Raw genomic sequence first — 24,419 nt, 5'->3', positions numbered from 1 at the left:
AAACCATCTGTGATCTTGCCCCGAAAAGGCTCCTCTGGGCAGGCCAAGTCAAGCGGAAACCTCAGATCCCCCCAAAAGGCCCTCTACTCGGCCAAGGCCTTCATCCGCGCATGATGGATCGCCGCCACCGCACAAGAGGCCAGCCGCGCCATCGAGCTGTCAGAGCGGGAATTCAGGATCACCGGCACCCGTGCGCCCATCACCAGCCCCGCCGCCTCGGCATGGCTGATATAGGCAAGCTGTTTAGCCAGCATGTTGCCCGCATCAATCCCGGGAACCACCAGCACCTCGGCCCGGCCCGCCACCTCCGAGGTGATGCCCTTGGTGCGCGCCGCTGCCATGGACACCGCGTTATCCATCGCAAGCGGGCCATCGACAAAACCGCCCGTGATCTGCCCGCGCTCGGCCATCTTGGACAAAAGGGCGGCATCAATCGAAGAGGGGATCGCGGGGTTGACGGTTTCTGTGGCCGAAAGCACCCCCACGCGCGGATGCGCAATGCCGATGGAAATCGCCAGATCAATCGCATTTTGCACGATATCAACCTTGGTCGCCAAATCCGGCGCGATATTGATCGCGGCATCGGTCACCAGCAGCGGGTAATCCACACCCGGCACATCCATTACAAAAATATGCGTCAGGCGGCGTCCGATCCGCAGGCCTTTGTCACGGGCGACCATCGGGCGCAGCATATCGTCGGTGTGGAGATGGCCCTTCATCACCGCATCTGCGCGCAGTTCATGCACCAAGGCGACGGCGCAATTGGCGGCGGCTTGATGGGTCGGCATATCGATAACCTCGATCCCCGTCAGGTCCACGCCAAGGTCCATCGCCGCCTTGGCGATTTTGCCCGCATGGCCCACAAGAATAGGCGTGATGATCGTGTGCTTCATCGCCAGGATGGCCCCGCCAAGCGAGGCCGGATTTTCAGGGCAGATCACCGCCGTGCGCAGGGCGGGCAAAGGCTCTGCCAAGGCTAGAAGCGCCTCGAAATGGCGGTGACGGCGCACCGTCAACCCCGGCAACTTGGAGCCGTCCAAGCGAATATGGCGAACCGGCGCCTGCACCCGCACAACGCCGGTCAGGATCAGCGCCTTGTCAATCTCGCGCAGGACCTGCGCAGTCAGGGTCACCACACCACTGTCCAAGCCTACGACCGTGACGGTTGTCACCAGCTCATCCCCCGCTTGGGCGCGGGTATGGAAGGCGTATTCCTGCGACAAGGTCACGATGCCCGGCCCCGGCAGTTGCGTGCCCAAAAGCGCCGCCACAAGCGAGGCTGCAAAGGCCGTCGGGACCAGCGCCTCGGCCTGCCCGTCGCCATCCCCATCCAGCCCCGGCAGGTTCATCGGGTTATGGTTTCCCGTCGCCGCCGCAAAGATATAAAGGTCATCGGTCGTGCAAAGCCGTGTCGCGCTGGCGGTATCACCGATCTTCAGCGCGTCGAACAGGCGGTTCTCAAGGATCATGTCTGGCTCCGTTGCTTTGCGCCCTTGTCGCCGTCATGGCCGGTCAGGGCAAGCCCGGTCAGGCCGGTTCTGCCGGAAACCCTACGGCGTCCAACGCGTTGATGAGGGCCTGAACCGGCTCGGTGCTGGTAATCTCGGCACGGCGGTTGTCCAGATCGACGACAACGCTGGCGTTCGGGTCCAGCTTTAGGATTGCGGCCTCAACCGCGGATTTGCAGTGGCCGCAGCTCATATCCGGGATGGAAAGGGTTGCCATTGGATGCTCCTGTAGTTTGCGGGGGTATTTGGGGGTTTCTGTCGGGGGAAGGTCAAGCAGAAATTTTTTTTGGGCCAGCCATTGACCTTCCAGTAACAGGAACCCCCATGTAGGGGTTATAGAACTGGAGGCGACATGACAGGATTTACCTTTGAAGTGCAGGGCATGACCTGCGGCGCCTGCGTCGGACGGGTGGAGCGGATCTTGTCCGCTGTTAAGGGCGCAGGCAAGGCCGAGGCCAACCTTGCGCGCAACACCGCAACAGTGGCGGGCGGCGATGCGGCAGCGCTGGCGGCGGCCCTTGGCAATGCGGGCTTTGGCGCGCGTGAGGACCGTTTGGCCTTGGCGGTTGAGGGCATGACCTGTGCCTCTTGTGTCGGGCGGGTGGAACGTGGCTTGGCCGCTTTGCCGGGTGTGCTGGCGGCACGGGTCAATCTTGCCACCGAAAGCGCTGAGGTTCGATTTCTGGCGGGTTCTTTGCCCGCCGATGCTGTTATTTCTGCAATATCCGATCTGGGGTATGTTGCAAAAGTACAAAAGCAGGCCGGCGTGGCAGAGGCAAAAACTGATGAGATTGCAGCCCTGAAGCGGCAACTGCTGCTGGCCTTGGCCTTGGCCTTGCCGGTGTTCGTGCTGGAAATGGGCGGGCATATTTTTCCACCGTTTCATCATTTCATCGCACGCACCATCGGCACACAAGCCAGTTGGTTGATCCAGTTCGTACTGACCTCTTTGGTGCTCGTCGGGCCAGGGCGGGTATTTTACCGGCGGGGCTGGGCGTCCTTGCGTCATGCCGCACCGGATATGAACGCACTGGTGATGATCGGCACAGCGGCGGCTTACGCATTCTCGGTCACCGCCACCTTTGCGCCCTTCCTTTTGCCCAGCACGGCACGGGCCGTGTATTATGAGGCCGCGGCGGTGATTGTCGCGCTTATCCTTTTGGGCCGCTGGATGGAGGCGCGCGCCAAGGGCCGCACGGGGGCCGCGATTGCGCGGCTGATGGGCCTTGCGCCCAAAACCGCGCGGGTCGAACGGGACGGCGTGGTGGTCGATCTGCCATTGGAGGAGGTGGTGGTTGGCGACACGCTGCATCTGCGCCCCGGCGAAAAGCTGGCCGTGGACGGGCAGGTCCTAGAAGGGCAAAGCTACGTCGATGAAAGCATGTTGACGGGCGAACCCGGCGCCGTGGCCAAGGCGGCTGGTGACATGGTGACGGGCGGCACGGTGAATGGCACCGGCGCGCTAAGTTATCGCGCTTTGCGTGTGGGGGCCGATACGATGCTGTCGCAGATCATCCGTATGGTGGGTGAGGCACAGGGCGCAAGGCTGCCGGTGCAGGATCTGGTCAACAAGATCACGGGTTGGTTTGTGCCTGCGGTGCTGATGGCGGCGGCGGTGACGGTGCTGCTGTGGCTGGTCTTTGGGCCTTCGCCCGCGCTGACACATGCTTTGGTGGCGGGTGTTGCGGTGCTGATCATCGCCTGCCCCTGCGCGATGGGGCTGGCGGTGCCGGTGTCAATCATGGTCGGCACCGGCCGCGCGGCAGAGCTGGGGGTTTTGTTCCGGCGCGGCGATGCCTTGCAGGGGCTGCAATCGGTTGGCATCGTGGCCTTTGACAAGACCGGCACCCTAACCGCCGGCAGGCCAGAGTTGACGGACCTGACCCGAGCCAACGGGTTCGACCCCGATCAAGTTCTGGCGCTTGTGGCCGCAGTAGAGGGCAAATCCGAACACCCCATCGCCCAAGCGATTTTGCGCACCGCGAACGAGCGCGGGCTGGAAATTCCACCGGCCTTTGATTTCACCTCCCATACCGGTTTCGGGATTGAGGCGCAGGTTTCGGGGCAGCATATATTGGTTGGCTCTGCCCGGTTTTTGGAACGTGAGGGCGTGGATGCCAGCGATTTGACCGCGGCGGGGGCCAGCCTTGCGCATGCAGGCAAAACCCCGCTTTATGCAGCCATTGATGGCATGGCGGCCGCGGTAATCGGGGTGGCCGATCCGGTAAAGCCCGGCACGGTAAAGGCGATCGAAGCCCTGCGCGCCATGGGCCTGCGGCTGGTGATGATCAGCGGCGATAATGAGGCAACGGCAAAGGTCATCGCAGCAGAGCTTGGCATCACGGAGGTGGTGGCCGAGGTGCTGCCCGATGGCAAAGTCGCAGCATTGGAACGCTTGCGCCACGATGGTGACAAGCTTGCCTTTGTCGGCGACGGGATCAATGATGCGCCTGCCCTTGCGACGGCAGATGTGGGCATCGCGATTGGCACCGGCACCGATGTCGCGATAGAGGCCGCCGATGTCGTGCTGATGTCGGGCGATCTGCGCGGTGTGGTCGCGGCGCTGACAGTCAGCCGCGCCACCATGCGCAATATCAAGCAAAACCTGTTCTGGGCCTTTGGCTATAACGCGGCCCTTATTCCGGTGGCGGCCGGGGTCTTGTACCCGCTTTGGGGTGTGCAACTGTCGCCCATGCTGGCGGCGGGGGCGATGGCGATGTCATCAGTGTTTGTTTTGACCAATGCGCTGCGGTTGCGCTGGGTTGCGGGGGATCGGACATGAACATCAAAGAGGCGGGGGCACGCGCAGGGCTGCCCCCCAAAACCATCCGCTATTATGAGGAGGTCGGCTTGATCCGCCCCTTGCGCGATACCAACGGTTACCGCGTGTTTCGGGAAACCGATGTGCATAAGCTGGGCTTTTTGGGCCGCGCCCGCGCATTGGGCTTCACCCTAGAGGACTGCCGCGTGCTACTGTCGCTCTATGAGGATAAAGCCCGCGCCAGTGCTGATGTGAAGGACATCGCCCAACGCCATCTGGACCAGATCAGCGCCAAGATCGCGGCGCTGCAAGATATGCAAGCCACGCTGTCGCATCTGGTCACCTGTTGCGCAGGCGACGACCGGCCCGACTGCCCTATTCTGACAGGGCTGGCCGCGCCGGAGTGACTTACAGTTTGGCTGCCGTGTAAATCGGGGTCAAATCCCCGCCCCATTCGCCATTATAAAGCGCAAGGTAGCGGTCTGCCTGCGTGGTGCCGGTTTTCAGGCTTTCAACCAACGGCGCAAGGAAGACCTCTTCGCCCTGCCCGCGCGCAGCAAGTCCTGCATGGGAAAGCCCCACAGCGGCCCGCGCCAGATCGGCCATCTTCACGCCAGACACCTCTGCATCCAGCCCCGAAACCGATGCCCCCACACGCAGGCCCTCGCGGGTCTCGGCATCAAAACCTTTGACCAGATCCCAAGCGGCATCAAGGGCCGCACCATCATACATCAGCCCCACCCAAAAGGCGGGTAGCGCCAGTGTGTAATCGCGGCTGCCCATATCGGCACCGCGCATTTCAATGTATTTCTTGACCCGCGCCTCGGGGAAAACGGTCGTCATATGATCCGCCCAATCCGAAAGCGTCGGCAGTTCACCCGGCAATGCGGGCAGTTGACCTTTCAGGAAATCACGGAAGGATTGGCCCAACGCATCGATATATTTGCCATCGCGGTAGACAAAATACATCGGGGCATCCAGCACCCAATCAACATAGGCCTGAAAGCCCATGCCATCCTCAAACACGAAAGGCAGCATACCGGTGCGGCTATCATCCAGCGAGCGCCAGATGCGGCTGCGCCATGAACGGTGGCCATTCGGCTTGCCCTCAAAGAACGGCGATGAGGCAAAAAGTGCCGTCGCCACCGGCTGCAGCGCCAAGGCAACGCGGAGTTTCTTGACCATATCCGCCTCGGAGGCGAAGTCGAGGTTCACCTGCACGGTTGAGGTGCGGTACATCATTTGCGTACCATGGGTGCCGACACGGCCCATGTAGTCGGTCATCAGGCGGTAACGGCCTTTGGGCATCCGGTCCATCTGGTCATGCGTCCATTCGGGTGCAGCCCCCATACCCAAAAAGCCCACGCCCATCGGCCCTGCAACCTGCGCCACCTCGGCCAGATGATTGTCCAGCTCGGCGGCGGTTTGGGCAACGGTTTCCAGCGGCGCACCGGAAAGTTCGAACTGGCCGCCCGGTTCCAGGCTAATATTCGCGCCGTTACGCTCCAACCCGATCAGATGGCCTTGTTCCTCAACCGCTGACCAGCCAAAACCATCGCGCAACCCCTCCAGCATGGCGCGCACAGAACGCGGGCCGTCATAGGGCAAGGGGGCATGGGTATCGGTTAGAAAGCCAAATTTCTCATGCTCAGTACCGATGCGCCACTGGTCGGCAGGTTTCGAACCGCTTTCCATCAGGGCTGCAAGCTGGTCAAAACCTTCAATGGGGCCGCCACCGGATTGAGGAATAGACATTGGGCAGGCTCCGCTTTGGTAATTTAATCTCGGGAATAGCCCTGTCGCCTTGCGCGCCTCAAGTCAAGACCGCACGCACAGGATGTTTCCAGATCACAACACTGTCAGCCGCCAGAACCAGCCCCTGACCTTGGGCAGTGGTTTGCGGCGAAAGCGCTGCCACCAAGGCACCTGTATCCATGCCAGGCAGCCCCGCAAAGGCATCAAACAACCGTTCCGCGCCCGCGGCCTCAACCGGGATTAGCAGGGTTTGGCCGTCTTGCTGGCGCAAGCGCCACATGCGGCGGCCATGATGCGTCAAAAGGCGCAGTTCGGCCAATTCGCGCAGGGCCACAGTGCCGCCGAATGTCGGGCCGAAATAGCTGATCTGACCCTCATCAAGTTCAACCACCCCCGGCGCATCACCGCTTTGGGCAAAGCGCATACGACGGTAAGCCAAAAGGCCCAACCCCAGCGCCAGTACGGCAAAAACCCCGCCAAGCGGCAAAAGTAGAAACCCGCCCAATGCCATAAGCCACAGGCCGAATGCCGTAGCCCCTGCTGCCGCGATCACCTCACGCCATTGCCACAGGGTGCTGCGGACTTCGGGGCGGATAAAGCTCATCCCCAATCTCCCAGATGGGCTTGCCACAGGGTCAAGGCCGACACGACGGCCGTATCGGCGCGCAAAATGCGGGGGCCAAGGCTGGCCTGAACCACCTGCGGCATTGCGGCAAGCTGGGCTTTCTCTGCCTCGGCAAAGCCGCCTTCGGGGCCAATCAGCACCGCCCAAGGGCCGAGGGTGCCGCCTTTGGGCAGGGCCTCGGCCACGCCGGCAAGATGCTCGTTGCACCACAGGATTTTGCGATCCTCGGGCCAGCTCGCCAGCAGTTTGGCAAGGGGTGTGACCTCATCAACCTGTGGCACAAATGTACCGCCGCATTGCTCGGCAGCCTCGATCGCATGGGCGCGCAGCTTGTCGATGCGGATGCGGTCGGCATTGGTGAAACGGGTTTGCACCGGCATGATGCGCGCGGCCCCCAGCTCGGTCGCTTTTTCCACGATGAAATCGGTGCGCGCCTTCTTGATCGGCGCGAACAGCAGCCACAGATCGGGCGGCATCTGCAAGGGCGCTGTCTGATTGGTACAGACCAGCAGCCCCTTGCGCTTGCCCGCCTCCAACACCTCGGCGCGCCATTCGCCCGCCTCACCGTTGAACAGCAAAACCGCCGCCCCCTTTGAGAGCCGCATAACCGCGAACAAATAATTCGCCTGCCCCTCAGAGAGCGCAATGACTTGCCCCTCCCCAAGTGGCTGATCTACATAGAGTCTGATTTTTGCATCTGCCATAGGGGGCAATCTATGACCACGCCGCGCCAAATGCCAGAGGGTGAAACAGTTGCTGATGCACCTGATGGAAATTGGGTTGACCGTTTCGCCCCCCGCGCCACCCGCCCCTTTTTAAGGCTGAGCCGGGCCGACCGGCCCATCGGCACATGGTTGCTGCTGATTCCCTGCTTCTGGGGGCTTGCCTTGGCCGCGGTCAGCCATGCTGGCTTTGGCCTTTGGGATCTGTGGATCGCGGTCGGTTGTACGCTGGGGGCGTTCTTGATGCGCGGGGCGGGATGCACATGGAATGACATCACCGACCGCGAGATTGACGCCGCCGTCGCCCGCACCAAAAGCAGGCCGATCCCCTCGGGGCAGGTCAGCGTAAAACAGGCCATTGTCTGGATGGCGGTGCAGGCGCTTGTGGCGGCGATGATCCTGTTCACCTTCAACGCGGTCGCAATCGGGCTTGGCGTGGCCTCACTGGCCTTGGTGGTGATCTATCCCTTTGCCAAACGTTTCACATGGTGGCCGCAGGTCTTTCTGGGCCTCGCCTTCAACTGGGGGGCCTTGGTTGCTTGGGCGGCGCATACCGGCAGCCTCTCGGCCACACCGGTGGTTTTGTGGCTGTCAGGTATCGCGTGGACCCTGTTTTACGACACTATCTATGCCCATCAGGACAAAGAGGATGACGCGTTGATCGGGGTGAAATCCACCGCCCGGCTTTTTGGCGATGAAAATACAAAAACATGGCTGCGCGGCTTCCTGATTGCCGCAGTTCTGCTGATGGCGGCGGCAGTGCTGATGGCGGGGATTGCAGGCCTGCCCAAGCTGGTTCTGGCATTGGCCGGGGTTGCCGGTTTTGGCTGGCATATGGCACAGCAGCTGGCCCGGCTTGAGACCACCGATCCGGCACAATGCCTGATTCTGTTCCGCTCCAACCGCAACGCGGGGTTGATCCCTGCGCTGTTTCTCGCCGGTGCGACACTGCTTTGATTGATCCTTTCGCGCCAAGGGCCTAAGGAGACATCAGACATTTTTGACAGTGGCCTTATGCAGCTTCGAAGAACAACTCTGACGATTGGCGCGATCTGTGTCGCCGGCACGCTTGCCTCGCTTACTGCGTGGTGGTCTGCCGTGGCTGTCGAAAAACGATCGGCCCAAGCGGTTTCCACACGGTTGCTGCGCGAAGGCGTCACTTGGGCCACCGTCCAAAGCGACGGGTTGCAGGTGCATCTGATCGGCACGGCCCCCAATGAGGCAGCACGTTTTCGCGCGGTCAATATGGCGGGCAGCGTGGTGCAATCCTCGCGCATCCGCGATCAGCTAGAGGTAATGGCCGTCCGCGCCATTGAAGCCCCGCGCTTTTCGCTAGAGATTTTGCGCAATGATGACGGGATTTCCCTAATCGGCCTTGTCCCGGGCAAAGAGGTGGATGAGGCGCTGGTCAAGGACATCACCGATATGGCGAAAGGCGCGCCGGTCTCGGATATGCTCGAAAGCGCTGATTACACCCCGCCCGAGGGTTGGGGCGATGCGCTGGAATTCGGGCTGTCGGCGTTGAAAATCCTGCCACGGTCCAAAATCTCGATTTCTGCCGAGAGGGTGGAAATTACCGCGATTTCCGAAAGCGCCGAGGCCAAACGCAAACTGGAAAGCGATCTGGCGCGGATTGCCCCTGATGGTGTGGCAATGGAGATCAATATCTCCGCACCGCGCCCCGTGCTTACACCCTTCACCCTGCGCTTTGTGATGGATGAGGAGGGCGCGCGCTTTGACGCCTGTTCCGCCGATACGGAACGCGCCCGAAGCCGCATCCTTGCCGCAGGCGTAGCCGCAGGTGTGTCAGGGCAGACCGATTGCACCATCGGGCTTGGTGTGCCGACCCCCCGTTGGGCCGATGCCGCGATTGCAGCCATCAAGGCGATTGAAACGCTTGGCGGCGGGACCATTACGTTTTCGGACGCAGATGTCACCCTGATGGGGGCGGTCGAAACCTCACAATCCGATTTTGACCGTACGGCGGGCGATCTACAGGCGCAACTGCCCCCCGTTTTCTCGCTGCAAGCAAGCCTGCCGCCCAAACCTTCCGACCATGCGGTCGGCCCTGCCGAATTCACCGCCCAGCTTTCCGAAGAGGGTCAGGTGCAGCTGCGCGGCCGTTTGACAGATGAGCTCTTGCGCTCCGCCGCTGACAGCTTTGCCAAATCACAGTTCGGCGCAAAGCGCGTCTATAGCGCGACGCGGCTGGATGAAGAATTGCCCGACGGTTGGCCCGTGCGGGTGCTGGCCGGACTGGAATCGCTTGCCGTGTTGCATCACGGATCGCTGGTGGTGCAGGCCGCCAAGGTGGAAATCACAGGGGTGACCGGCAAACCGGATGGCCGTGCGCGGATCTCTCAGATCTTGTCGGACAAGCTTGGTCAGGGGCAGACCTTCCGCATCAATGTGACCTATGATGAAAAATATGACCCGCTGGCCGCCTTGCCCACCCCCGAAGAATGCGCCGCAAGCCTGAATGCGGTGATGGCCCGCGAAAAGATCAGCTTTGCCCCGGGATCAGCCGAAATTGAAGGCCCCGCCTCTGGCATCATCGGATCATTGACCGAGATCCTCGCGGGCTGTCCGCCGCTGGAAATGGAAATCTCTGGCCATACCGACAGTCAGGGCTCCGAAGGTGGGAACCGCGCGCTGAGCCAAGCCCGCGCCGAGGCGGTTCTGACCGCCTTGCAAGGCAGGCGGCTGAATGTCGCGGGTTTTGTCGCCAAGGGCTACGGCGAGGACAACCCGATTGCCGATAACGCCACCGAGGATGGCCGCGAAGCCAATCGCCGAATCGAGTTCAAACTGCTCAGCAAGCCAGAGCCGGTCGCCCCCCCCTCGCCTGTGGCACTGGCCGAGGCGGCGTTGGCCGAGCAAACGGCAGATGAACCCGCCGAAGAGCCCTATGTCGAGGGGGACGACCTTGGCAGCGGTGACGGCGATATGATCGACCCCGACCAAGAGTTCATCTTTGAACCATCTGATGAGCAATGGCGCCGCCCCAAGCCCAAACCCTGACGTAACGGCCGCGCTTGCCCCAAGCCACGCCCAGAGATAAAAGTAGCAGAATGGACCGTACAGTATTCATTATCGCCACCACCGTCATCCTCTTCGTGGCATTCATGCTGGGGTGGCTAACGCATTGGATACTCCACCGTTTTACCCGTGTTGCGGGCGGCGATGTAACCGAGGTGGACGGCCTTGCCCAATCCCTGCATGAGGCAGAGGAAATGCGCGATCAGGCGATCTTGTATCTTGAACAGCGCGAGGCAGAGCTGACAAACCAGATCAGCCAGACCGAAGCCGAACTGCGCGCCGCGATGGAGGGCCTACGCGAGGCGCGCCATGAGGCCGAAGAAATGCGCGCCTATATCGAGCGGATGCACAGCACGGCGGACTGACCTCAGGGCGCGGCACAGCCCTGAATTTCCACCGCACGGTGTTTGCCCAGAACCGTCAGCACAATCGCATCCCGTTGCAGCGTGAACACGCCACCCGAGGGGCCGACCAGATCGACCTCGGCCTGCAGCTTCTGCCCCTTGCGCGTCACATCGGCCGGAGAGACCCAGACACCCGCCTGCCCCGGCTCCACCACAACCACCTCATCCCCGCCCGCTGAGGGCATGTCCAATGAAACCGCCAGCCGTAGCCCATCCTTTTGCGGGGTGATGGCACAGGTGGCATGGCGCACCCCCGCCTCTTTCGCGGTGGAGGGCCGTTTGTGCAGGGCACGGGTTATTACTTCATCCGGCACACCGGGTTGGGGCAACAGGCCCGCCACGTTAAAGGTCGCAGGCACGCAGATATCCGAACACACGCCCAGATCGACCGAGGCCTTCAGCGCAACCGGCAGGCTCGGGTCTTGCGGTACCACCTCTACCGGCAAGACCAGCTCCCGGTTGTAGCCAAAGGTCTGCATCCCCCCCACGGCAAGCACCGAGGGGCGCGGCCAGTGAAAGCGCACCGATTTCACGTTCTGCGATCCCGACCAGTCAAACTGCGGTGGAATCCCCGCATCGCCCGGCGCGCGCCAATAGGTTTTCCACCCCTCCAGCAGCGTCATTTGAAAGGCGACCATCTGGTTGCCGTTTTCCATCTGCCAACCAGTGCGCAGGCCGGCGGTCAAAATCTGCGGCTGCGCCTGTACGGCTGGGGCCAATAGGGCGGCAAAGCCAAGGGCAAGAAAGCTATGTTTCATATTCATAACCCTTAGTTACCCATTTCGCGCAACAGTTTACAATCACTTAGACGTTAGCTTGCGCCCCATATCGGCGCAATCGCCGTCCTCCCACGCAAAAGGGCTTGAGGATTCGCGCCACCGGCCCCATGTTCAACTCATGGAAAAAACTGAAACAATGGATCTGACCGGAAAACTGCTAATCGCCATGCCCGGCATGGAGGACCCGCGCTTTGAAGGTACGGTAATCTTGATCTGTGCGCATTCGCGTGAGGGGTCAATGGGATTGATCATCAACAAGCCCGTGACCGATCTGACATTCCCCGATCTGCTGGAACAATTGGGCATCCCGCATATGTCCGAGGGGCGCGGCATCTCGGTGCATTTCGGCGGGCCGGTTGAACGTGGGCGCGGTTTTGTGCTGCATTCGCCGGAATATCACACGACCGACGGCACGATGGATATTTCCGGCCGCTTTGGCATGACCGCGACCCAGGATGTTTTGCGCGCACTTGGCCGGGGCGAAGGACCCAATGACGCGCTTTTGGCGCTTGGCTATGCCGGTTGGGGGCCAGACCAGCTAGAGGCAGAGATTCTGCGCAATGACTGGCTGACATCCGACGCCGCCGAGGGCTTGGTCTTTTCGGAAAACGATGCGACCAAATGGGCCGAATCCTTGCGTCATCTGGGGGTAGAGCCGCTGGCGCTTTCCGCCACCTCCGGCCGTGCCTAGCCGAGCTTTACGCTGGCGGGGGACAGCCCGTCGATTTCGACCGTGCAAAGCTGGCCGGGCTTGATCGGGCCAACCCCTGCGGGGGTACCGGTCATGATCAGATCCCCCGGCGCAAGGGCGACCAAAGCCGACAGATACGCGATGACCCCTTCAACGGGCCAGATCATTTCAGCCAGATCGGCATCCTGACGCAAGTCACCATCTACCAAGCACCGGATGCGGCCCTGTGGTACCGCCCCGTCAACCGCACGGTGCAGCGCGCCGATCACCGCCGAATGGTCAAACCCTTTGGACATATCCCAAGGGCGCCGCGCCGCCTTGGCCGCCGCCTGCATATCGCGGCGCGTCAGGTCGTTGCCCGCCGCATAGCCCCAGACATGCGAAAGCGCATCTTCGGTCGTGATATTCGCCCCGCCCGTGCCGATGGCGACGACCAGCTCTGCCTCATGGTGCAGATCTTCGGTCTGGGGTGGAAACACAACCTCTGCGCCATCATCCACAACGGCATCAGCGGGTTTGGTGAAAAAGAAAGGTGGCTCTACATCCGGATCATGGCCCATTTCGCGCGCATGCTCGCCGTAGTTGCGGCCGACACAAAAGATCCGCCGAACCGGAAAACGGGCGGTCCCGCCAGAAACTGCAACGCTGGCTTGCTCAGGGGCCGGAATGACAAAGACGGGACGGGGCATGGCGGTTTCCTTCAGTGGGATGGGGCCTCAAGGCCCAATGGTAAAGCACTGCACGGCGCGGGCCTGCAGGCGACGACACGCAAGATCAGCCTGATCACGGCTGAGCCCCATGAAGTTCGCATCATAGCCGCCGCGCCGTTCAATCACCTTACGCAAGCCGTCACGCAAGGACACCGATTCGGAAAGGGCCGTTTTCATCAGCACACGCTCCGCGCTTGACCGAGAAGGGAACCGGCCAAGGTTCACGCCCCAATGACGCCCGCCCGAGGTCGAGACCCGCGTGACCACCACCGGTGGCGCTTGGGGGGCCGTTTTTGCAGGCTCCGCACTGGCGACCAACAATCTGGCAGGCCGTTTGCGCGGCGTTGACTCGATGACAGCAGCAGGATTGACCAGTGCCATTGACGTCTCGGTAATGGCAGTCGGTGCGGGGGACGCACCAAGCGCGACCTCGACATCCTCGCTTGGTGCGGCAATCGTATCGGGGCGCGGTTCGGGGCGGGCCATTGCGATAGCCGCCTCAATCGCGGCTGCGGGCACGGGCTGCGGCAACGGGGCTGCCACCTCTGCCAACAAGCCTGCAATATCCTCCTGCATCGCCAAAACAGCCTCGGCGGTGGCGGCTACACGCTCTTCGCTTACCGGACGCGACCGCGGCCGAGGAGAGGTTTTCAGCACAGTCACAAGCCGAATGGTCTTACCTGCGCTGCGCCCGTCGCCGTTACCCTGCGTTTCAGCCGCCGCGATAGCAGCATCCAAATTGGCCGGCGCAGGTTTGCGCACGGCGACATTATTTTTGGCGTCGCCAAAGCCCAGATCCAACAGCTTTGCCATTTTGGCGTTACGGTCTGCCGTGGATTTGCCGCCAAAAATGGTTGCGATGATCCGCTTGTTGCCACGTTCGGCCGAGGCTGTCAGGTTGAAACCCGCAGCCGAGGTGTAGCCGGTCTTGATTCCGTCCGCGCCTTTGTAATCGTTCAGGAATCTGCGATTTGTGTTGCGCACCGTTGTCATGCCCGCATCGGTCTGCAACCGCGAGAAGATGTTGTAATACTCTGGGAAGTCATAGAACAGACGGCGGCCCAGCAACGTCATATCACGGGCAGTGGACAGATGCCCCGAGGCCGTAAGCCCGTTGGCGTTCTTGAAGGTTGAATTGCGCATCCCCAACGCCTTGGCCGTCCGGTTCATCCGCGCAGCAAAACCGGCCTCGGACCCGCCCAAATGGTCCCCGATCGCCGAGGCGGCATCATTGGCAGATTTCACCGCAGCCGCCCGTATCAAATAGCGCAATGCGATTCGCTGACCCGCCCGCAGCCCTAGCTTGGAGGGCGGTTTGGACGCCGCGTTCTTGGACACGGTGATCTGGGTATCCAAGGACACCTCACCCCGACGCACGGCATCAAAAGCGATATAAAGTGTAAGCATTTTGGTCAAAGAGGCCGGATGCAATCGCGCATCGGCGTTCTGATCATACAGCATTTCACCACTGCGCGCGTCAATTACCACCGCCGCATAGGGTGCCGCCTGACCTGAACGGACAGACATAACTGAAATGAAGGTCGCAAATGCGATCAATAGAAAGATTCGGGCGAAAAGCCCTTGAAGCGATGCCACGTCGCTGGTCCCTTATTCCTGCCTCATTGTGCCCCGGTTTTTTTGTGGGGCTTTTACTGCTTGGCAGAAGGTAGCATGGAAATGGGCAATCAGAAAACCCCAATTTTAACTATCATTTCAAAGGCTTTTAATGCCTTGTTAACATTTGGCGACAACCCGCCACATCTAGCGGTATATCAAAATGATACCCCTAGCTATAGCGTATTGCCGTTATGCAACGCACCCAATAATGCCGATAATCCGCCCAGATCTGGCAAGGCATGGTAGCGGGGATGACTGGCCTCTGGCGGCTCTGCATATTCCAGTGCCCAAGGCTCTCCATGCGGGATATGGACACCGTGTCCGCCCACAGAAATCACCGGGATAACATCGGATTTCAAGGAGTTGCCAACCATCAGCGCCCGTTCGGCAACGCCTCCGTGACGCGCAAAAATCTTGGTGTAAGCCTCGGGTGTTTTGTCGGAAACGATCTCAACACCATGAAACAAATCCCCAAGGCCGGACTGGGCAAGTTTCCGCTCTTGGTCCAGCAAATCACCCTTTGTTATCAACAAGACCTGATGATCGCGGGCCGCAGCCACCACGGCATCCTGCGCATGGGGAAGCAGCTCTATCGGGTGGTCAAGCATCTCGCGGCCTGCGGCCATGATCTCGGCAATGACGGTGGCAGCAACACGGCCCTGCGTCACCTCGATCGCGGTTTCGATCATCGACAGCACAAACCCCTTGATGCCAAAGCCGTACTGTCCCAGATTGCGCCGCTCTGCCGCCAAAAGACGATCATGGAGGTGACCCGAAGTCGCATAATCGGACAGAAGATCGACAAAATGCGCCTGCGTCAGCCGGAAGAACGCCTCATTTTGCCAAAGCGTATCATCAGCATCAAAGCCAACGGTTAAAATCTTACGCATTTCTTATGGGATTCCCTTGTTTTCGCGCCATAATTACGCCGATTCTGCCCCAGATCAACCAAGACTGGCGACCCCCTTTGCGCATCCTTGCAAAACCCTATATTGAGACCATGATACAGAAGTTTGCCACAACAGCCGGAGCTATCATCGTGCCTCATTTGCCATTCCAGATGTCTGAAAAGCCGGATGGAACCGATGACGGCGCGACCATCATGGCCAAACCAAAGCCGAAGACACAGCGCCCACCCATGTATAAAGTGCTGATCCTCAACGATGATTTCACGCCAATGGAATTTGTTGTGCATATTCTGGAGCGATTCTTCGGCCTTAACCATGCGCAGGCCTTTGAGATCATGCTGACGGTGCACAAAAAGGGACTGGCGGTTGTTGCCGTGCTGTCCTTTGAAGTGGCCGAAACCAAAGTGGCGCAGGTGATGGATTTTGCGCGTCGTCACCAACATCCGCTGCAATGCACCATGGAAAAAGAGTAAAACCTCCCCCATCAAAAGGATTTTGGCCGCTTTGTTCGGCTGCTCATGCGTTCAGAACGACTTTTATTCGCCTTGCGAAACGATTTGATGGCGTTGCCCGATTCGGGTGACATATTGGTGCTGCGCCCGCGCGGCACGGATGATTTGTCGATGCTGCCGATGGAGCGGGTCTGTGTGATGCAAGGCATGCGCACCGACTATGACGCCTTGGTCGCGCGCGGCTACAATGTAGTGGCGGAGCCCCCTGCCGAGGCGCGTTTTGCAGCCGCTCTGGTCTGTGTGCCCCGCGCCAAAGCCGAGGCTTATGCCCTTTTGGCGCAGGCAGCGGCCTTGCTGCAACCCGACGGTATGATCATTGTGGACGGGCAAAAAACCGATGGCATCGACAGCCTGCTGCGCGATCTGCGCAAACGGTTTACCCTGTCGGAAACCGTGGCCAAGGCGCATGGCAAGCTGTTCTCCTTTCGGCCCGGCGCGGATGATATGGCCGATTGGGCCGCAAAACCCCAGACCATCGAGGGCGGGTTTCAAACCCTACCGGGCGTGTTTTCCGCCGATGCGCCGGATGCGGGGTCGGTCCTTCTGGCGGCCCATCTGCCCGAAAAACTGCCCGCGCAGATCATTGAGCTTGGGGCGGGCTGGGGCTTTTTGGCCCATGAGATCTTGCGGCAGCCCAGCGTAAAAACACTGCATCTGGTTGAGGCAGAGGCCAATGCGCTGGCCTGTGCCCGCGTCAACATCCTCGACCCGCGCGCGCAATTTCATTGGGCGGATGCCACCCGTTTCAAGCTGGACCGCGGTGTGGATGCCGTGATCTGCAACCCGCCGTTCCACGCAGGCCGCGACCCCGATCCTGCGTTGGGCCAAGCGTTCTTGCAGGCCGCAGCACGGCTCTTGGCGCCGCATGGCACGCTATGGCTGGTCGCCAACCGCCACTTGCCCTATGACAGAACGCTTGCCACCTTGTTTCAACAGGTGGAGGAGATCGGAAGCGACAAGCGTTTCCGCATCACCCGCGCCGCGCGCCCGAACCGCTAGGAGAGACCCCATGTCGTTTTCGCTTACCGGAAAGACTGCCATCATCACCGGATCTGCGGCAGGGATCGGCCTGTCCGTTGCACGGCATTTTCTGGCCAAAGGCGCCAATGTGATGTTCGCCGACGTTAACGAATCGCTTTTGGAAAGTGAGTGCTGCGAAGAGGCCAAGGCCGAAGGCGCGCTGCGCTATTTTGGCGGGGATCTGCGCGAAAAACTGACCATCGCCAACCTGCTTTCGGCCACGATTGATGCCTTTGACCGCGTGGATATTCTGGTCAATGCCGCGCGCAAAATGGCGCCTTCGGATGCGCTCAACCCCGATGAGGATGCCGTAGAGCTGATGTGGCAGCAAAACCTTTTGACCAGCCTGCGTCTGTCACAGCTGACAGCCAAGCGCATGATTTTGCAGGCCGAAAAGGCGGGGAACACCGAGGGGGCCATCGGCTCCATCATCAACTTCTCCTCTATTGCCGCGCGGCGCACCCAGCCGGAACTTTTGGGCTATTCCATCTCTTGTGCCGCGGTAGAGCAGATGACGCGTTCGCTGGCCGTAGCGCTGGCGCCGGATCGGATTCGGGTCAATGCCGTGTCTTTCGGATCGGTGCTAAGCGATAGCCTGCAAGTTGCCCTGAAGGAAAACAGTGATTACCGCGAACAGATCCTCAAGGCCACGCCCCTCGGCCGGATCGCTGCCGCCGACGAGATTTCGGAGACGGTGCAATACCTTGCCTCTGACGCCTCCGCTTTCATGACCGGTCAAATCGTGACGCTGGATGGCGGGCGCGGGCTGATTGATGCGGCCAGTGCGCCTGCGCATTAAGCGCTATTCCGGGTGGGCAATCTTGCAACCGGCCACTTCGCGGGCGGCACTGCGCAAAAGCTCGGCACGTTTCTTTTCCAACTCGGCCAGTTTTTCACGCTCCTCGGCAAGGTTGATCGCTTTGGGGCGGGTCACGGTATAGCTCGAATCGCGCATACACATTCTGGCGGGCTCTGCTTCCTTGTCCTTGGTGGCAGCTTTGGGCGGGCGGCACATAACCCAACGCGTGCGGGTTCGCACAACATCCTCCAGCGCATATCCCCGTTCAAGGTTGCGATCGGTTTCCCCGATCAAACGGTCCACAATGCGCAAATCACGGGTGGCACCGGCGATGCAGCGTTCTTGCGGGGTACCACAGCCCGCCAAAAGCGCCAGCGTGGAGATCAAAATCAATTTGCGCATCATGGGCCTCCTGCATCCTTCTGCCCTATGCTAGCGTCTTGCGCACGTAAAGTGTACACTTACCTTGCCAAGTGAAAGCCCCCGATATGGCCAAACCGCCCCCTCTTTCTATCCCCGTCGGTACCGAGTTCAGCGTGCGTGTCACACCCAAGGCGGCGCGCAACACCATCACCACGGATAACGATCAAATCCGCGTCTATGTCACCACCGTCCCCGAGGATGGCAAGGCCACGGCCGCTGTTATCAAACTGCTGGCAAAAGCGCTTGGGGTGGCGAAATCGCGGTTGGTTCTGGTGCGCGGGGCCACCAGCCGCGACAAGGTTTTCCGGCTGGAGTAATCGGCACACAGCTTGGTGAAAGGGCTTTTTCCGCGGCGCGCACTTCTGCTAGACAGGCGTTGGAAATGCATGAGGTGCAAGATGCGGTTGATCGTTGCGATTATGGGGTTGGCGCTTTTGGCGGGCTGTGTGGTGCCCAGCCAACCTGTCAGTCTGCCCCCGCAAACCACAGCGCAAACCGAACCCTCGGCGCGGGCCAAGCAGAACTTTCTGATGGCGGTGAACGCGATGGAGCCGGTGGCCGAACAATATTGCCGCGCCCTCACGCAATACCAGAACTGCGATTTTCAGATCGCAATCGACGACCGCCCAAGCCAAAGCCCCAATGCCTTTCAAACACTGGATACGCAAGGCAGGCCGGTGCTGGCCTTCAACCTCGCGCTGATCGCCAATGCCGAAAATGTTGACGAGCTTGCCTTTGTTATGGGCCATGAGGCCGCGCATCACATCATGGGCCATATCCCGCAGCAGCAGCAAAGCGCCAGCCAGGGGGCGATGCTCGCCGGGCTGTTGATCGCCGTCAGTGGCGGGGATGAGGCCGCGATCCTGAAGGCGCAGCAGTTCGGGGCCTCTGTCGGGGCGCGCCGCTTTTCCAAAGGGTTCGAGCTGGAGGCAGATGCCCTTGGCGCTGAGTTGACCGAGCGGGCGGGCTTTGACGCGCTGCGCGGTGCCGCCTATTTTGATCGTTTGCCCGATCCCGGTGACCAGTTCCTTGGCAGCCACCCGCCCAATTCGGCACGCCGCGCCACGGTGCAAAAGGTGGTCAACGGATTGCGCTAAGCGGCCTTGCCACGCGTCCTTTCAGCCGCCAGACTAAGGCCCAGAACCCAACAAAGGCAGACCTGATGATATCCAAGTGGCGACTTTTTATTCGGGAGCTGCTTCAAAAGCTCTGGGTCGTAACGGTGCTTTACGCCATTTTGGCGGTGGTCACCAATCTGGGTGCCATTGTGATCGGGCCGCTGTTGCCCTCGGGTCTTGGCGCGTCGCTTGGGTCGGGTGCGGTCGAGTCGGTTTTGACAATCCTTGCCAGTTCGATGCTGGCGGTGGTGACCTTTTCACTTGGCATCATGGTATCGGCCTTTGCCGGTGCTGCCTCGGCGGTGACCCCCCGCGCGACTACCCTGCTCAAGGCAGACCGCACCACGCATCGGGTGCTGGCGACGTTTCTGGGGTCTTTTCTTTACAGCCTTATCGGGATTATCGCCCTGAATGGTGGCGTGTTGACCGATAACGACCGGCTAGTGCTGTTCGTGGTGTCCATTGTCGTCGTCTTGATTGTGGTGATCGCCATATTGCGGTGGATCGCGCATTTGACGGTATTCGGGCAGATGGACGATTCCATCGACAAGGTAGAGGCCGCCGCCCGACGCGCCCTTTCTGCCCGTTTGCGCGCGCCCTATCTGGGCGGGCATGGCCACCCCGGCCCGCCCCCGCCCGATGCCTATCCGATTTATCCCAATGACATCGGTTATGTTCGATATGTGCATATGGACTGGCTTCAAGACCGTGCCGAGGACCTGAATTGTCAGGTTTATCTAACTGCCCTGCCCGGCGCATTTGTGCATCCCGGCATCGCAGTTGCCTATATCCTTGGCGAGAGACCCAAGGATGACGACAAGATCATTGACGCTTTCACCATCGGAGAGACCCGCAGCTTTGAACAAGATCCCCGCTTCGGGCTGTCGGTTCTGGCCGAGATTGCCGAGCGTGCGCTCTCGCCTGCCGTCAATGATCCCGGCACCGCGATTGATATTCTGGGCCGCACCGTCCGCCTGCTCGCCCCTCTGGCCGAGGATCAGGAGCCGGAGCTGAGCTATCCGCACATCTGGGTGCCTGCCCTCACGCTAGAGGATATGATGGAGGATATTTTCCCCCCGATCGCCCGTGACGGGGCCGCGATCTTTGCGGTGCAGATGCGGCTCCAAAAGGCCCTGCTGGCGCTGGCGCAAATCGCCCCTGCCCGCTTTGGCAAAACCGCCCTCGTGCAGGCGGAACGGGCGCAATCGCGCAGCCATGACAAGATGATGCCGCATGAACAAACCGCCCTTGAGGCTGTCGTCGCGCGCATTGCCAAACTTGCCCCCACCACGAGTTGACACGAGATGCTGCAAATATTGAACGTTATAAAGGATCGCGGGTCGCGCTATGCTGTGTCTGGCGGGCCGGTGCGCAACACAGAGGACATCGCGGCGTTCCTCAAGACACTAAAATCGCATAAGAAATTCGCCAAGGCCACGCATAACAGCTGGGCCGCATCCCTCTGCGACGGCCCGCAGCGGAATGATGACGGCGAGGCGGGAGCCGCCGCCGCGATCTTGCGCATGTTGGAACGAGAGGGGCTGACAGATCACATCGTCGTGGTGACACGCTGGTACGGCGGCACCCATCTGGGAGGGGACCGCTTTCGCCATGTCACCAGTTGCACAAGGGCCTACCTAGAGGCTTTGGCAAAGGGCGTTTAGCCCTTTTTGCCGATTTTTGGCTCGGTGCCTGCCTTGATGCGTTTGATGTTCTCAGCGTGCCGCCAATAGACCAAAAGCGTCAGGATGATCCCTAAAAACATCATCCGCTCATACCCCAGCACCAACATCCAGATTGTCGATGAGGCCGCCGCAACAAGCGCCGCAAGCGAGGAAATCCGCCCCAAAACCGCCGCCGCCAGCCAGCTTGCACAGGCCGCCAACCCGACCGGCCAAGCCAGTGCCAAAAGGGTGCCAAGGAAGGTCGCAACCCCTTTACCGCCCTTGAACCCCAGCCAGACCGGAAAGATATGCCCCAAGAACGCGGCAAGCCCCGCCACCTGTGCGGCATCCGCGCCAAAGGCCGCCCGCGCGATCAGCACCGCAATCCCGCCCTTGCCCGCATCCAGCAAGAGCGTGGCCAGTGCCGCGCCTTTATTGCCGGTGCGCAGCACATTGGTGGCACCGATATTGCCCGATCCGATGCTACGCAAATCCCCAAGGCCCAGCGCTCGGGTGATCACCAGCCCAAAGGGCACCGACCCCAGCAGATAGCCAAGCACAGCCACCAACAGCAGCATAAGCGGCGCGGTTGTAATATCAGGCATTGTTCATCCCTTCTTGGCCAAACACCTGACGGCCTGCAACGAAAGTGGCGATCACCCGCCCCTCCATCCGTTGCCCGTCAAAGGGGGTGTTCTTGGATTTTGACAAAAGCTTGCTGCGGTCCAGCATAAAGGGCGCATCGGGATCAAAGAGCACCAGATCCGCAGGCGCGCCCTCGGCCATCCGGCCTTGTGGCAAGCCAAGCCGTTTGGCCGGGTTCAGGGACATCGCCCGGAACAGCATCGGCAGGTCCATCGCACCGGCATGATAAAGCCGCATCGCCGCAGGCAAAAAGGTCTGCAAGGCCACGGCGCCGGGGGCTGCATCCTCAAACGGCAGGCGTTTGCTTTCTTCATCCTGCGGGGAATGCATGGAACAGATGATGTCGATCAAGCCCGAGGCAACCGCCTCCACCACCGCCATCCGGTCCTCTTCGGGGCGCAGGGGTGGGGTCAGTTTGAAAAAGCTGCGGTAATCGCCCACGTCCAGATCATTCAATGTCAGATGGTGGATAGAAACCCCTGCCGTCACATCCAGCCCGTTGGCCTTGGCGCGTTCCAGCGGTGGCAGCGACCGCGCACAGGTGATCTGATCGGCGTGATAGCGCACGCCCGTCATCTCCACCATGCCAAGATCACGGTCCAGCCCGATGCGTTCCGCCATAGGGTGCACCCCCGGCAGGCCCAAAAGCGAGGCGAACTTGCCACTGGTCACCGCCGCCCCTTTGGACAGGCCCGGATCTTGGGGATGGCCGATCACCAACGCGCCAAGACTGCGCGCATAGCTGAGCGCGCGACCCAGCACCTTGGTATCCGTCACCACATGATCGCAATCGGTAAAAGCCAGCGCACCGGCATCAAGCATAAAGCCGATCTCAACCATCTCATGCCCCTTGCGGGATTTGGTCAGCGCGGCCATGTGATGGATGCGCACGGGTGCCTCAGCCGCGCGGCGGGTCACGAATTCCAGCACCTCAGGCGTGTCAATCGCGGGGCTGGTATCGGGGCGCGCGATGATCGTGGTCACGCCGCCCGCCGCCGCCGCAAGCCCTGCCGAGCGGAAGCTCTCGCGGTGCCGCTCACCCGGCTCACCGATTTTCACGCCAAGATCGACGATACCGGGGGCCACGCATTTTCCTGCACAATCAATTATCTGCGCGCCTTTGGGGGCACTGGCAGCGCCTATAGCCGCGATCAACCCCTCATGAAGGATCAGGTTTCCCGAGCTTTCCTCCAGCGTCTCTGGATTAATAATGCGGGCGTTTTCAAGAAAGACAGTCATGGATTAAACCCCGCTTTGGCAGATTGGATGGCCGCGGCCACGCCCGCCCCATCGGCCAGATATTTCATCAAATGTTTGTCGCCCGCCTGGGAGATCACCTGCACATCACCAAAGAATGGCCGCACGGTGGTGATCTGCCCCAATGAGACCTGCCGCCCGCCGGGCCCTTGCAAACGTTGGGTGGTCAGCCGCCAACGGCCTGCCAATGCCTCGGACGCAAGATACCAAGCGCGCACGCCCATCGCAAGAACCGCCGCCACAGGGCCGACCCAGGGCGTCGGATTGCCAATCGCCAGCAACACCACACCGCCCAAAGCCCCGCCCAGCACCGCCATGATCGCATGGCTGCGCCAATAGCGTTCCTTATCGGCAGGCCATTCCGCAAGGATCGCCTCTCCCTCACGCAGGGGGGACATCGCCTCCCCCATCACCCTATCGCGTGGCAGTTCAGGCACCAGAACCTCCATCCCCGGGATATATCATACCATCACCCCGGCGGCACGCGCGCCGCGTTCGGCACGAAGGTTGCGCGCCAGCAGGTCCATACAGGCCATACGCACGGCGACGCCCATCTCTACCTGTTCCTGAATGACGCTGCGGTTGATGTCATCGGCGATCTCGCCGTCGATTTCCACACCGCGGTTCATCGGGCCGGGGTGCATCACGATGGCATCGGGCTTGGCATGCGAGAGCTTTTCCGCATCCAGCCCGTAGCGATGGTAATACTCACGCTCGGACGGGATAAACCCGCCATCCATCCGTTCTTTTTGCAGGCGCAACATCATCACAACATCGGCGCCTTCAAGGCCCTTGCGCATGTCGTCAAACACCTCGCAACCGAATTCCTGCACACCTGAGGGCATCAAGGTGGGGGGCGCGACCAAACGCACGCGGTTTTCCATTTTACCCAGCAGGATCAGGTTGGAGCGCGCCACGCGGCTATGGGCCACATCGCCGCAAATCGCCACAGTCAGCCGTTGAACCCGACCCTTGGCGCGGCGAATCGTCAGCGCATCCAAAAGTGCCTGTGTCGGATGCTCGTGCCGCCCGTCGCCGGCATTCAACACCGCACAGTTCACCTTTTCCGCCAGCAGGTTCACCGCCCCAGACGCCCCGTGCCGCACCACCAGCAAATCGGGGTGCATCGCGTTCAGCGTCAGCGCGGTATCGATCAGGGTCTCGCCCTTTTTCACGCTGGACTGCGCGACCGACATATTCATCACATCCGCCCCCAGCCGCTTGCCTGCCAATTCAAAAGAGGCCTGCGTACGGGTGGAATTCTCAAAGAACATGTTGATCTGGGTCATCCCCTCCAGCGCGTCGGATTTCTTGATCGAGCGCCGGTTGAAATCAACATATTTATCCGCCAGATCCAGAACGGCGCGGATTTCATCCGGGGCGAGATGTTGGATCCCCAGCAAATGACGTGCGCGAAAACTCATCTTGGCCCCCTGATTGTCTCTGATTGCTTATGTCAAAG

Annotated in this window: 27 protein-coding genes; 13 read left to right on the top strand and 14 right to left on the bottom strand. The window is 60.8% G+C overall.

Features of this window, described 5'->3' with window-relative positions; genetic code table 11:
- Window positions 1-83: 83 nt before the first annotated feature.
- The gene (locus EOK75_RS11795; protein ID WP_137194135.1) at window positions 84-1,469 is read right to left on the bottom strand and encodes a bifunctional enoyl-CoA hydratase/phosphate acetyltransferase; all 1,386 of its coding nucleotides are present in this window, start codon (window positions 1,467-1,469) and stop codon (window positions 84-86) included.
- A gap of 58 nt (window positions 1,470-1,527) precedes the next feature.
- Window positions 1,528-1,725: a heavy-metal-associated domain-containing protein gene (locus EOK75_RS11790; protein ID WP_137194134.1), complete on the bottom strand. Its 198-nt coding sequence runs from the start codon at window positions 1,723-1,725 to the stop codon at window positions 1,528-1,530.
- Between the two features lie 135 nt (window positions 1,726-1,860).
- Here EOK75_RS11790 and EOK75_RS11785 point away from each other — a divergent pair, with 135 nt between their 5' ends.
- Both EOK75_RS11785 and EOK75_RS11780 read left to right on the top strand, forming a co-directional pair.
- The gene (locus EOK75_RS11785) at window positions 1,861-4,290 is read left to right on the top strand and encodes a heavy metal translocating P-type ATPase (RefSeq protein WP_137194133.1); all 2,430 of its coding nucleotides are present in this window, start codon (window positions 1,861-1,863) and stop codon (window positions 4,288-4,290) included.
- On the top strand, window positions 4,287-4,676 hold the full coding sequence (locus EOK75_RS11780; protein WP_137194132.1) for a Cu(I)-responsive transcriptional regulator: 390 nt from the start codon (window positions 4,287-4,289) through the stop codon (window positions 4,674-4,676). The genes EOK75_RS11785 and EOK75_RS11780 overlap by 4 nt, the downstream gene beginning before the upstream one ends.
- 1 nt (window position 4,677) lies before the next feature.
- Here the strand turns inward: EOK75_RS11780 and EOK75_RS11775 are convergent, their stop codons facing one another.
- Genes EOK75_RS11775 through EOK75_RS11765 form a run of 3 tightly spaced genes read right to left on the bottom strand, consistent with a single transcriptional unit; the run spans window position 4,678 to window position 7,353 of the window.
- Window positions 4,678-6,024 (bottom strand): glutamate--cysteine ligase, encoded by a 1,347-nt coding sequence (locus EOK75_RS11775; RefSeq protein ID WP_137194131.1) that lies wholly within the window; start codon window positions 6,022-6,024, stop codon window positions 4,678-4,680.
- A 58-nt stretch (window positions 6,025-6,082) separates the two neighbouring features.
- On the bottom strand, window positions 6,083-6,628 hold the full coding sequence (locus EOK75_RS11770) for a hypothetical protein (protein WP_205965452.1): 546 nt from the start codon (window positions 6,626-6,628) through the stop codon (window positions 6,083-6,085).
- Window positions 6,625-7,353 (bottom strand): 16S rRNA (uracil(1498)-N(3))-methyltransferase, encoded by a 729-nt coding sequence (locus EOK75_RS11765; protein WP_137194130.1) that lies wholly within the window; start codon window positions 7,351-7,353, stop codon window positions 6,625-6,627. The genes EOK75_RS11770 and EOK75_RS11765 overlap by 4 nt, the downstream gene beginning before the upstream one ends.
- Before the next feature lie 12 nt (window positions 7,354-7,365).
- Between EOK75_RS11765 and ubiA the strand changes: the two genes are divergently transcribed.
- The 3 genes from ubiA to EOK75_RS11750 are packed head-to-tail and all read left to right on the top strand — an operon-like array spanning window position 7,366 to window position 10,775.
- Window positions 7,366-8,328, top strand: a complete 963-nt coding sequence (gene ubiA, locus EOK75_RS11760; protein WP_137194129.1) for a 4-hydroxybenzoate octaprenyltransferase — start codon at window positions 7,366-7,368, stop codon at window positions 8,326-8,328.
- A gap of 57 nt (window positions 8,329-8,385) precedes the next feature.
- Complete coding sequence (locus EOK75_RS11755; RefSeq protein ID WP_137194128.1) at window positions 8,386-10,392, top strand: OmpA family protein; 2,007 nt, start codon at window positions 8,386-8,388, stop codon at window positions 10,390-10,392.
- A gap of 50 nt (window positions 10,393-10,442) precedes the next feature.
- On the top strand, window positions 10,443-10,775 hold the full coding sequence (locus EOK75_RS11750) for a hypothetical protein (protein ID WP_137194127.1): 333 nt from the start codon (window positions 10,443-10,445) through the stop codon (window positions 10,773-10,775).
- Window positions 10,776-10,777: 2 nt separating this feature from the next.
- Here the strand turns inward: EOK75_RS11750 and EOK75_RS11745 are convergent, their stop codons facing one another.
- Window positions 10,778-11,572, bottom strand: coding sequence for a protein-disulfide reductase DsbD domain-containing protein (locus EOK75_RS11745; protein WP_240793973.1), 795 nt, complete (start codon window positions 11,570-11,572; stop codon window positions 10,778-10,780).
- 157 nt (window positions 11,573-11,729) lie between these two features.
- Here EOK75_RS11745 and EOK75_RS11740 point away from each other — a divergent pair, with 157 nt between their 5' ends.
- On the top strand, window positions 11,730-12,284 hold the full coding sequence (locus tag EOK75_RS11740) for a YqgE/AlgH family protein (RefSeq protein WP_137194389.1): 555 nt from the start codon (window positions 11,730-11,732) through the stop codon (window positions 12,282-12,284).
- On the opposite strand, the gene EOK75_RS11735 is transcribed toward EOK75_RS11740, so the two are convergent.
- From EOK75_RS11735 to EOK75_RS11725, 3 genes are all read right to left on the bottom strand, one after another.
- Window positions 12,281-12,973, bottom strand: coding sequence for a fumarylacetoacetate hydrolase family protein (locus EOK75_RS11735; protein ID WP_137194125.1), 693 nt, complete (start codon window positions 12,971-12,973; stop codon window positions 12,281-12,283). The genes EOK75_RS11740 and EOK75_RS11735 overlap by 4 nt on opposite strands.
- A 27-nt stretch (window positions 12,974-13,000) precedes the next feature.
- A complete protein-coding gene (locus EOK75_RS11730) occupies window positions 13,001-14,590 on the bottom strand; it encodes a serine hydrolase (protein WP_420821911.1) in 1,590 nt (529 codons plus the stop codon).
- Between the two features lie 194 nt (window positions 14,591-14,784).
- On the bottom strand, window positions 14,785-15,501 hold the full coding sequence (locus EOK75_RS11725; RefSeq protein WP_137194123.1) for an HAD family hydrolase: 717 nt from the start codon (window positions 15,499-15,501) through the stop codon (window positions 14,785-14,787).
- A 170-nt stretch (window positions 15,502-15,671) separates the two neighbouring features.
- On the opposite strand from EOK75_RS11725, the gene clpS reads away from it, so the two are divergent.
- From clpS to EOK75_RS11710, 3 genes are read left to right on the top strand one after another with little or no spacing between them, the layout of a single operon-like run.
- Window positions 15,672-15,992 carry an ATP-dependent Clp protease adapter ClpS gene (clpS, locus tag EOK75_RS11720; protein WP_137194388.1) on the top strand — a complete coding sequence of 107 codons (321 nt, stop codon included), beginning with the start codon at window positions 15,672-15,674 and terminating at the stop codon, window positions 15,990-15,992.
- Window positions 15,993-16,037: 45 nt separating this feature from the next.
- Complete coding sequence (locus EOK75_RS11715) at window positions 16,038-17,030, top strand: class I SAM-dependent methyltransferase (RefSeq protein WP_137194122.1); 993 nt, start codon at window positions 16,038-16,040, stop codon at window positions 17,028-17,030.
- Window positions 17,031-17,040: 10 nt separating this feature from the next.
- Window positions 17,041-17,850 (top strand): SDR family NAD(P)-dependent oxidoreductase, encoded by an 810-nt coding sequence (locus tag EOK75_RS11710; protein ID WP_137194121.1) that lies wholly within the window; start codon window positions 17,041-17,043, stop codon window positions 17,848-17,850.
- 3 nt (window positions 17,851-17,853) lie between these two features.
- Here EOK75_RS11710 and EOK75_RS11705 read toward each other — a convergent pair whose 3' ends face one another.
- A complete protein-coding gene (locus EOK75_RS11705; RefSeq protein ID WP_137194120.1) occupies window positions 17,854-18,252 on the bottom strand; it encodes a hypothetical protein in 399 nt (132 codons plus the stop codon).
- An 86-nt stretch (window positions 18,253-18,338) separates the two neighbouring features.
- Here EOK75_RS11705 and EOK75_RS11700 point away from each other — a divergent pair, with 86 nt between their 5' ends.
- The 4 genes from EOK75_RS11700 to EOK75_RS11685 all read left to right on the top strand — a co-directional run bounded on the left by EOK75_RS11700 (window position 18,339) and on the right by EOK75_RS11685 (window position 21,055).
- Entirely contained in the window at window positions 18,339-18,590 is a 252-nt protein-coding gene (locus EOK75_RS11700; RefSeq protein ID WP_205965451.1) for a DUF167 domain-containing protein, read from the top strand.
- Between the two features lie 81 nt (window positions 18,591-18,671).
- The gene (locus EOK75_RS11695; RefSeq protein ID WP_137194118.1) at window positions 18,672-19,370 is read left to right on the top strand and encodes a M48 family metallopeptidase; all 699 of its coding nucleotides are present in this window, start codon (window positions 18,672-18,674) and stop codon (window positions 19,368-19,370) included.
- 65 nt (window positions 19,371-19,435) lie between these two features.
- Window positions 19,436-20,689 carry a DUF2254 domain-containing protein gene (locus tag EOK75_RS11690; RefSeq protein WP_137194117.1) on the top strand — a complete coding sequence of 418 codons (1,254 nt, stop codon included), beginning with the start codon at window positions 19,436-19,438 and terminating at the stop codon, window positions 20,687-20,689.
- A 6-nt stretch (window positions 20,690-20,695) separates the two neighbouring features.
- On the top strand, window positions 20,696-21,055 hold the full coding sequence (locus tag EOK75_RS11685; protein ID WP_137194116.1) for a YigZ family protein: 360 nt from the start codon (window positions 20,696-20,698) through the stop codon (window positions 21,053-21,055).
- Here the strand turns inward: EOK75_RS11685 and plsY are convergent.
- The 4 genes from plsY to EOK75_RS11665 are packed head-to-tail and all read right to left on the bottom strand — an operon-like array spanning window position 21,052 to window position 24,381.
- The gene (gene plsY / locus EOK75_RS11680) at window positions 21,052-21,660 is read right to left on the bottom strand and encodes a glycerol-3-phosphate 1-O-acyltransferase PlsY (protein ID WP_137194115.1); all 609 of its coding nucleotides are present in this window, start codon (window positions 21,658-21,660) and stop codon (window positions 21,052-21,054) included. The genes EOK75_RS11685 and plsY overlap by 4 nt on opposite strands.
- Window positions 21,653-22,939 (bottom strand): dihydroorotase, encoded by a 1,287-nt coding sequence (pyrC, locus tag EOK75_RS11675; RefSeq protein WP_137194114.1) that lies wholly within the window; start codon window positions 22,937-22,939, stop codon window positions 21,653-21,655. Before pyrC ends, plsY begins: the two co-directional genes overlap by 8 nt.
- Window positions 22,936-23,394 carry a hypothetical protein gene (locus tag EOK75_RS11670; protein ID WP_240793972.1) on the bottom strand — a complete coding sequence of 153 codons (459 nt, stop codon included), beginning with the start codon at window positions 23,392-23,394 and terminating at the stop codon, window positions 22,936-22,938. Before EOK75_RS11670 ends, pyrC begins: the two co-directional genes overlap by 4 nt.
- Window positions 23,395-23,418: 24 nt before the next feature.
- Complete coding sequence (locus EOK75_RS11665) at window positions 23,419-24,381, bottom strand: aspartate carbamoyltransferase catalytic subunit (RefSeq protein ID WP_137194113.1); 963 nt, start codon at window positions 24,379-24,381, stop codon at window positions 23,419-23,421.
- Between the last annotated feature and the right edge of the window lie 38 nt (window positions 24,382-24,419).

This window comes from Pseudorhodobacter turbinis, assembly GCF_005234135.1.
Classification (GTDB): domain Bacteria; phylum Pseudomonadota; class Alphaproteobacteria; order Rhodobacterales; family Rhodobacteraceae; genus Pseudorhodobacter; species Pseudorhodobacter turbinis.
The sequence above is the reverse complement of the archived record's forward strand: the minus strand, read 5'-3'. Positions and strand labels throughout refer to the sequence as shown.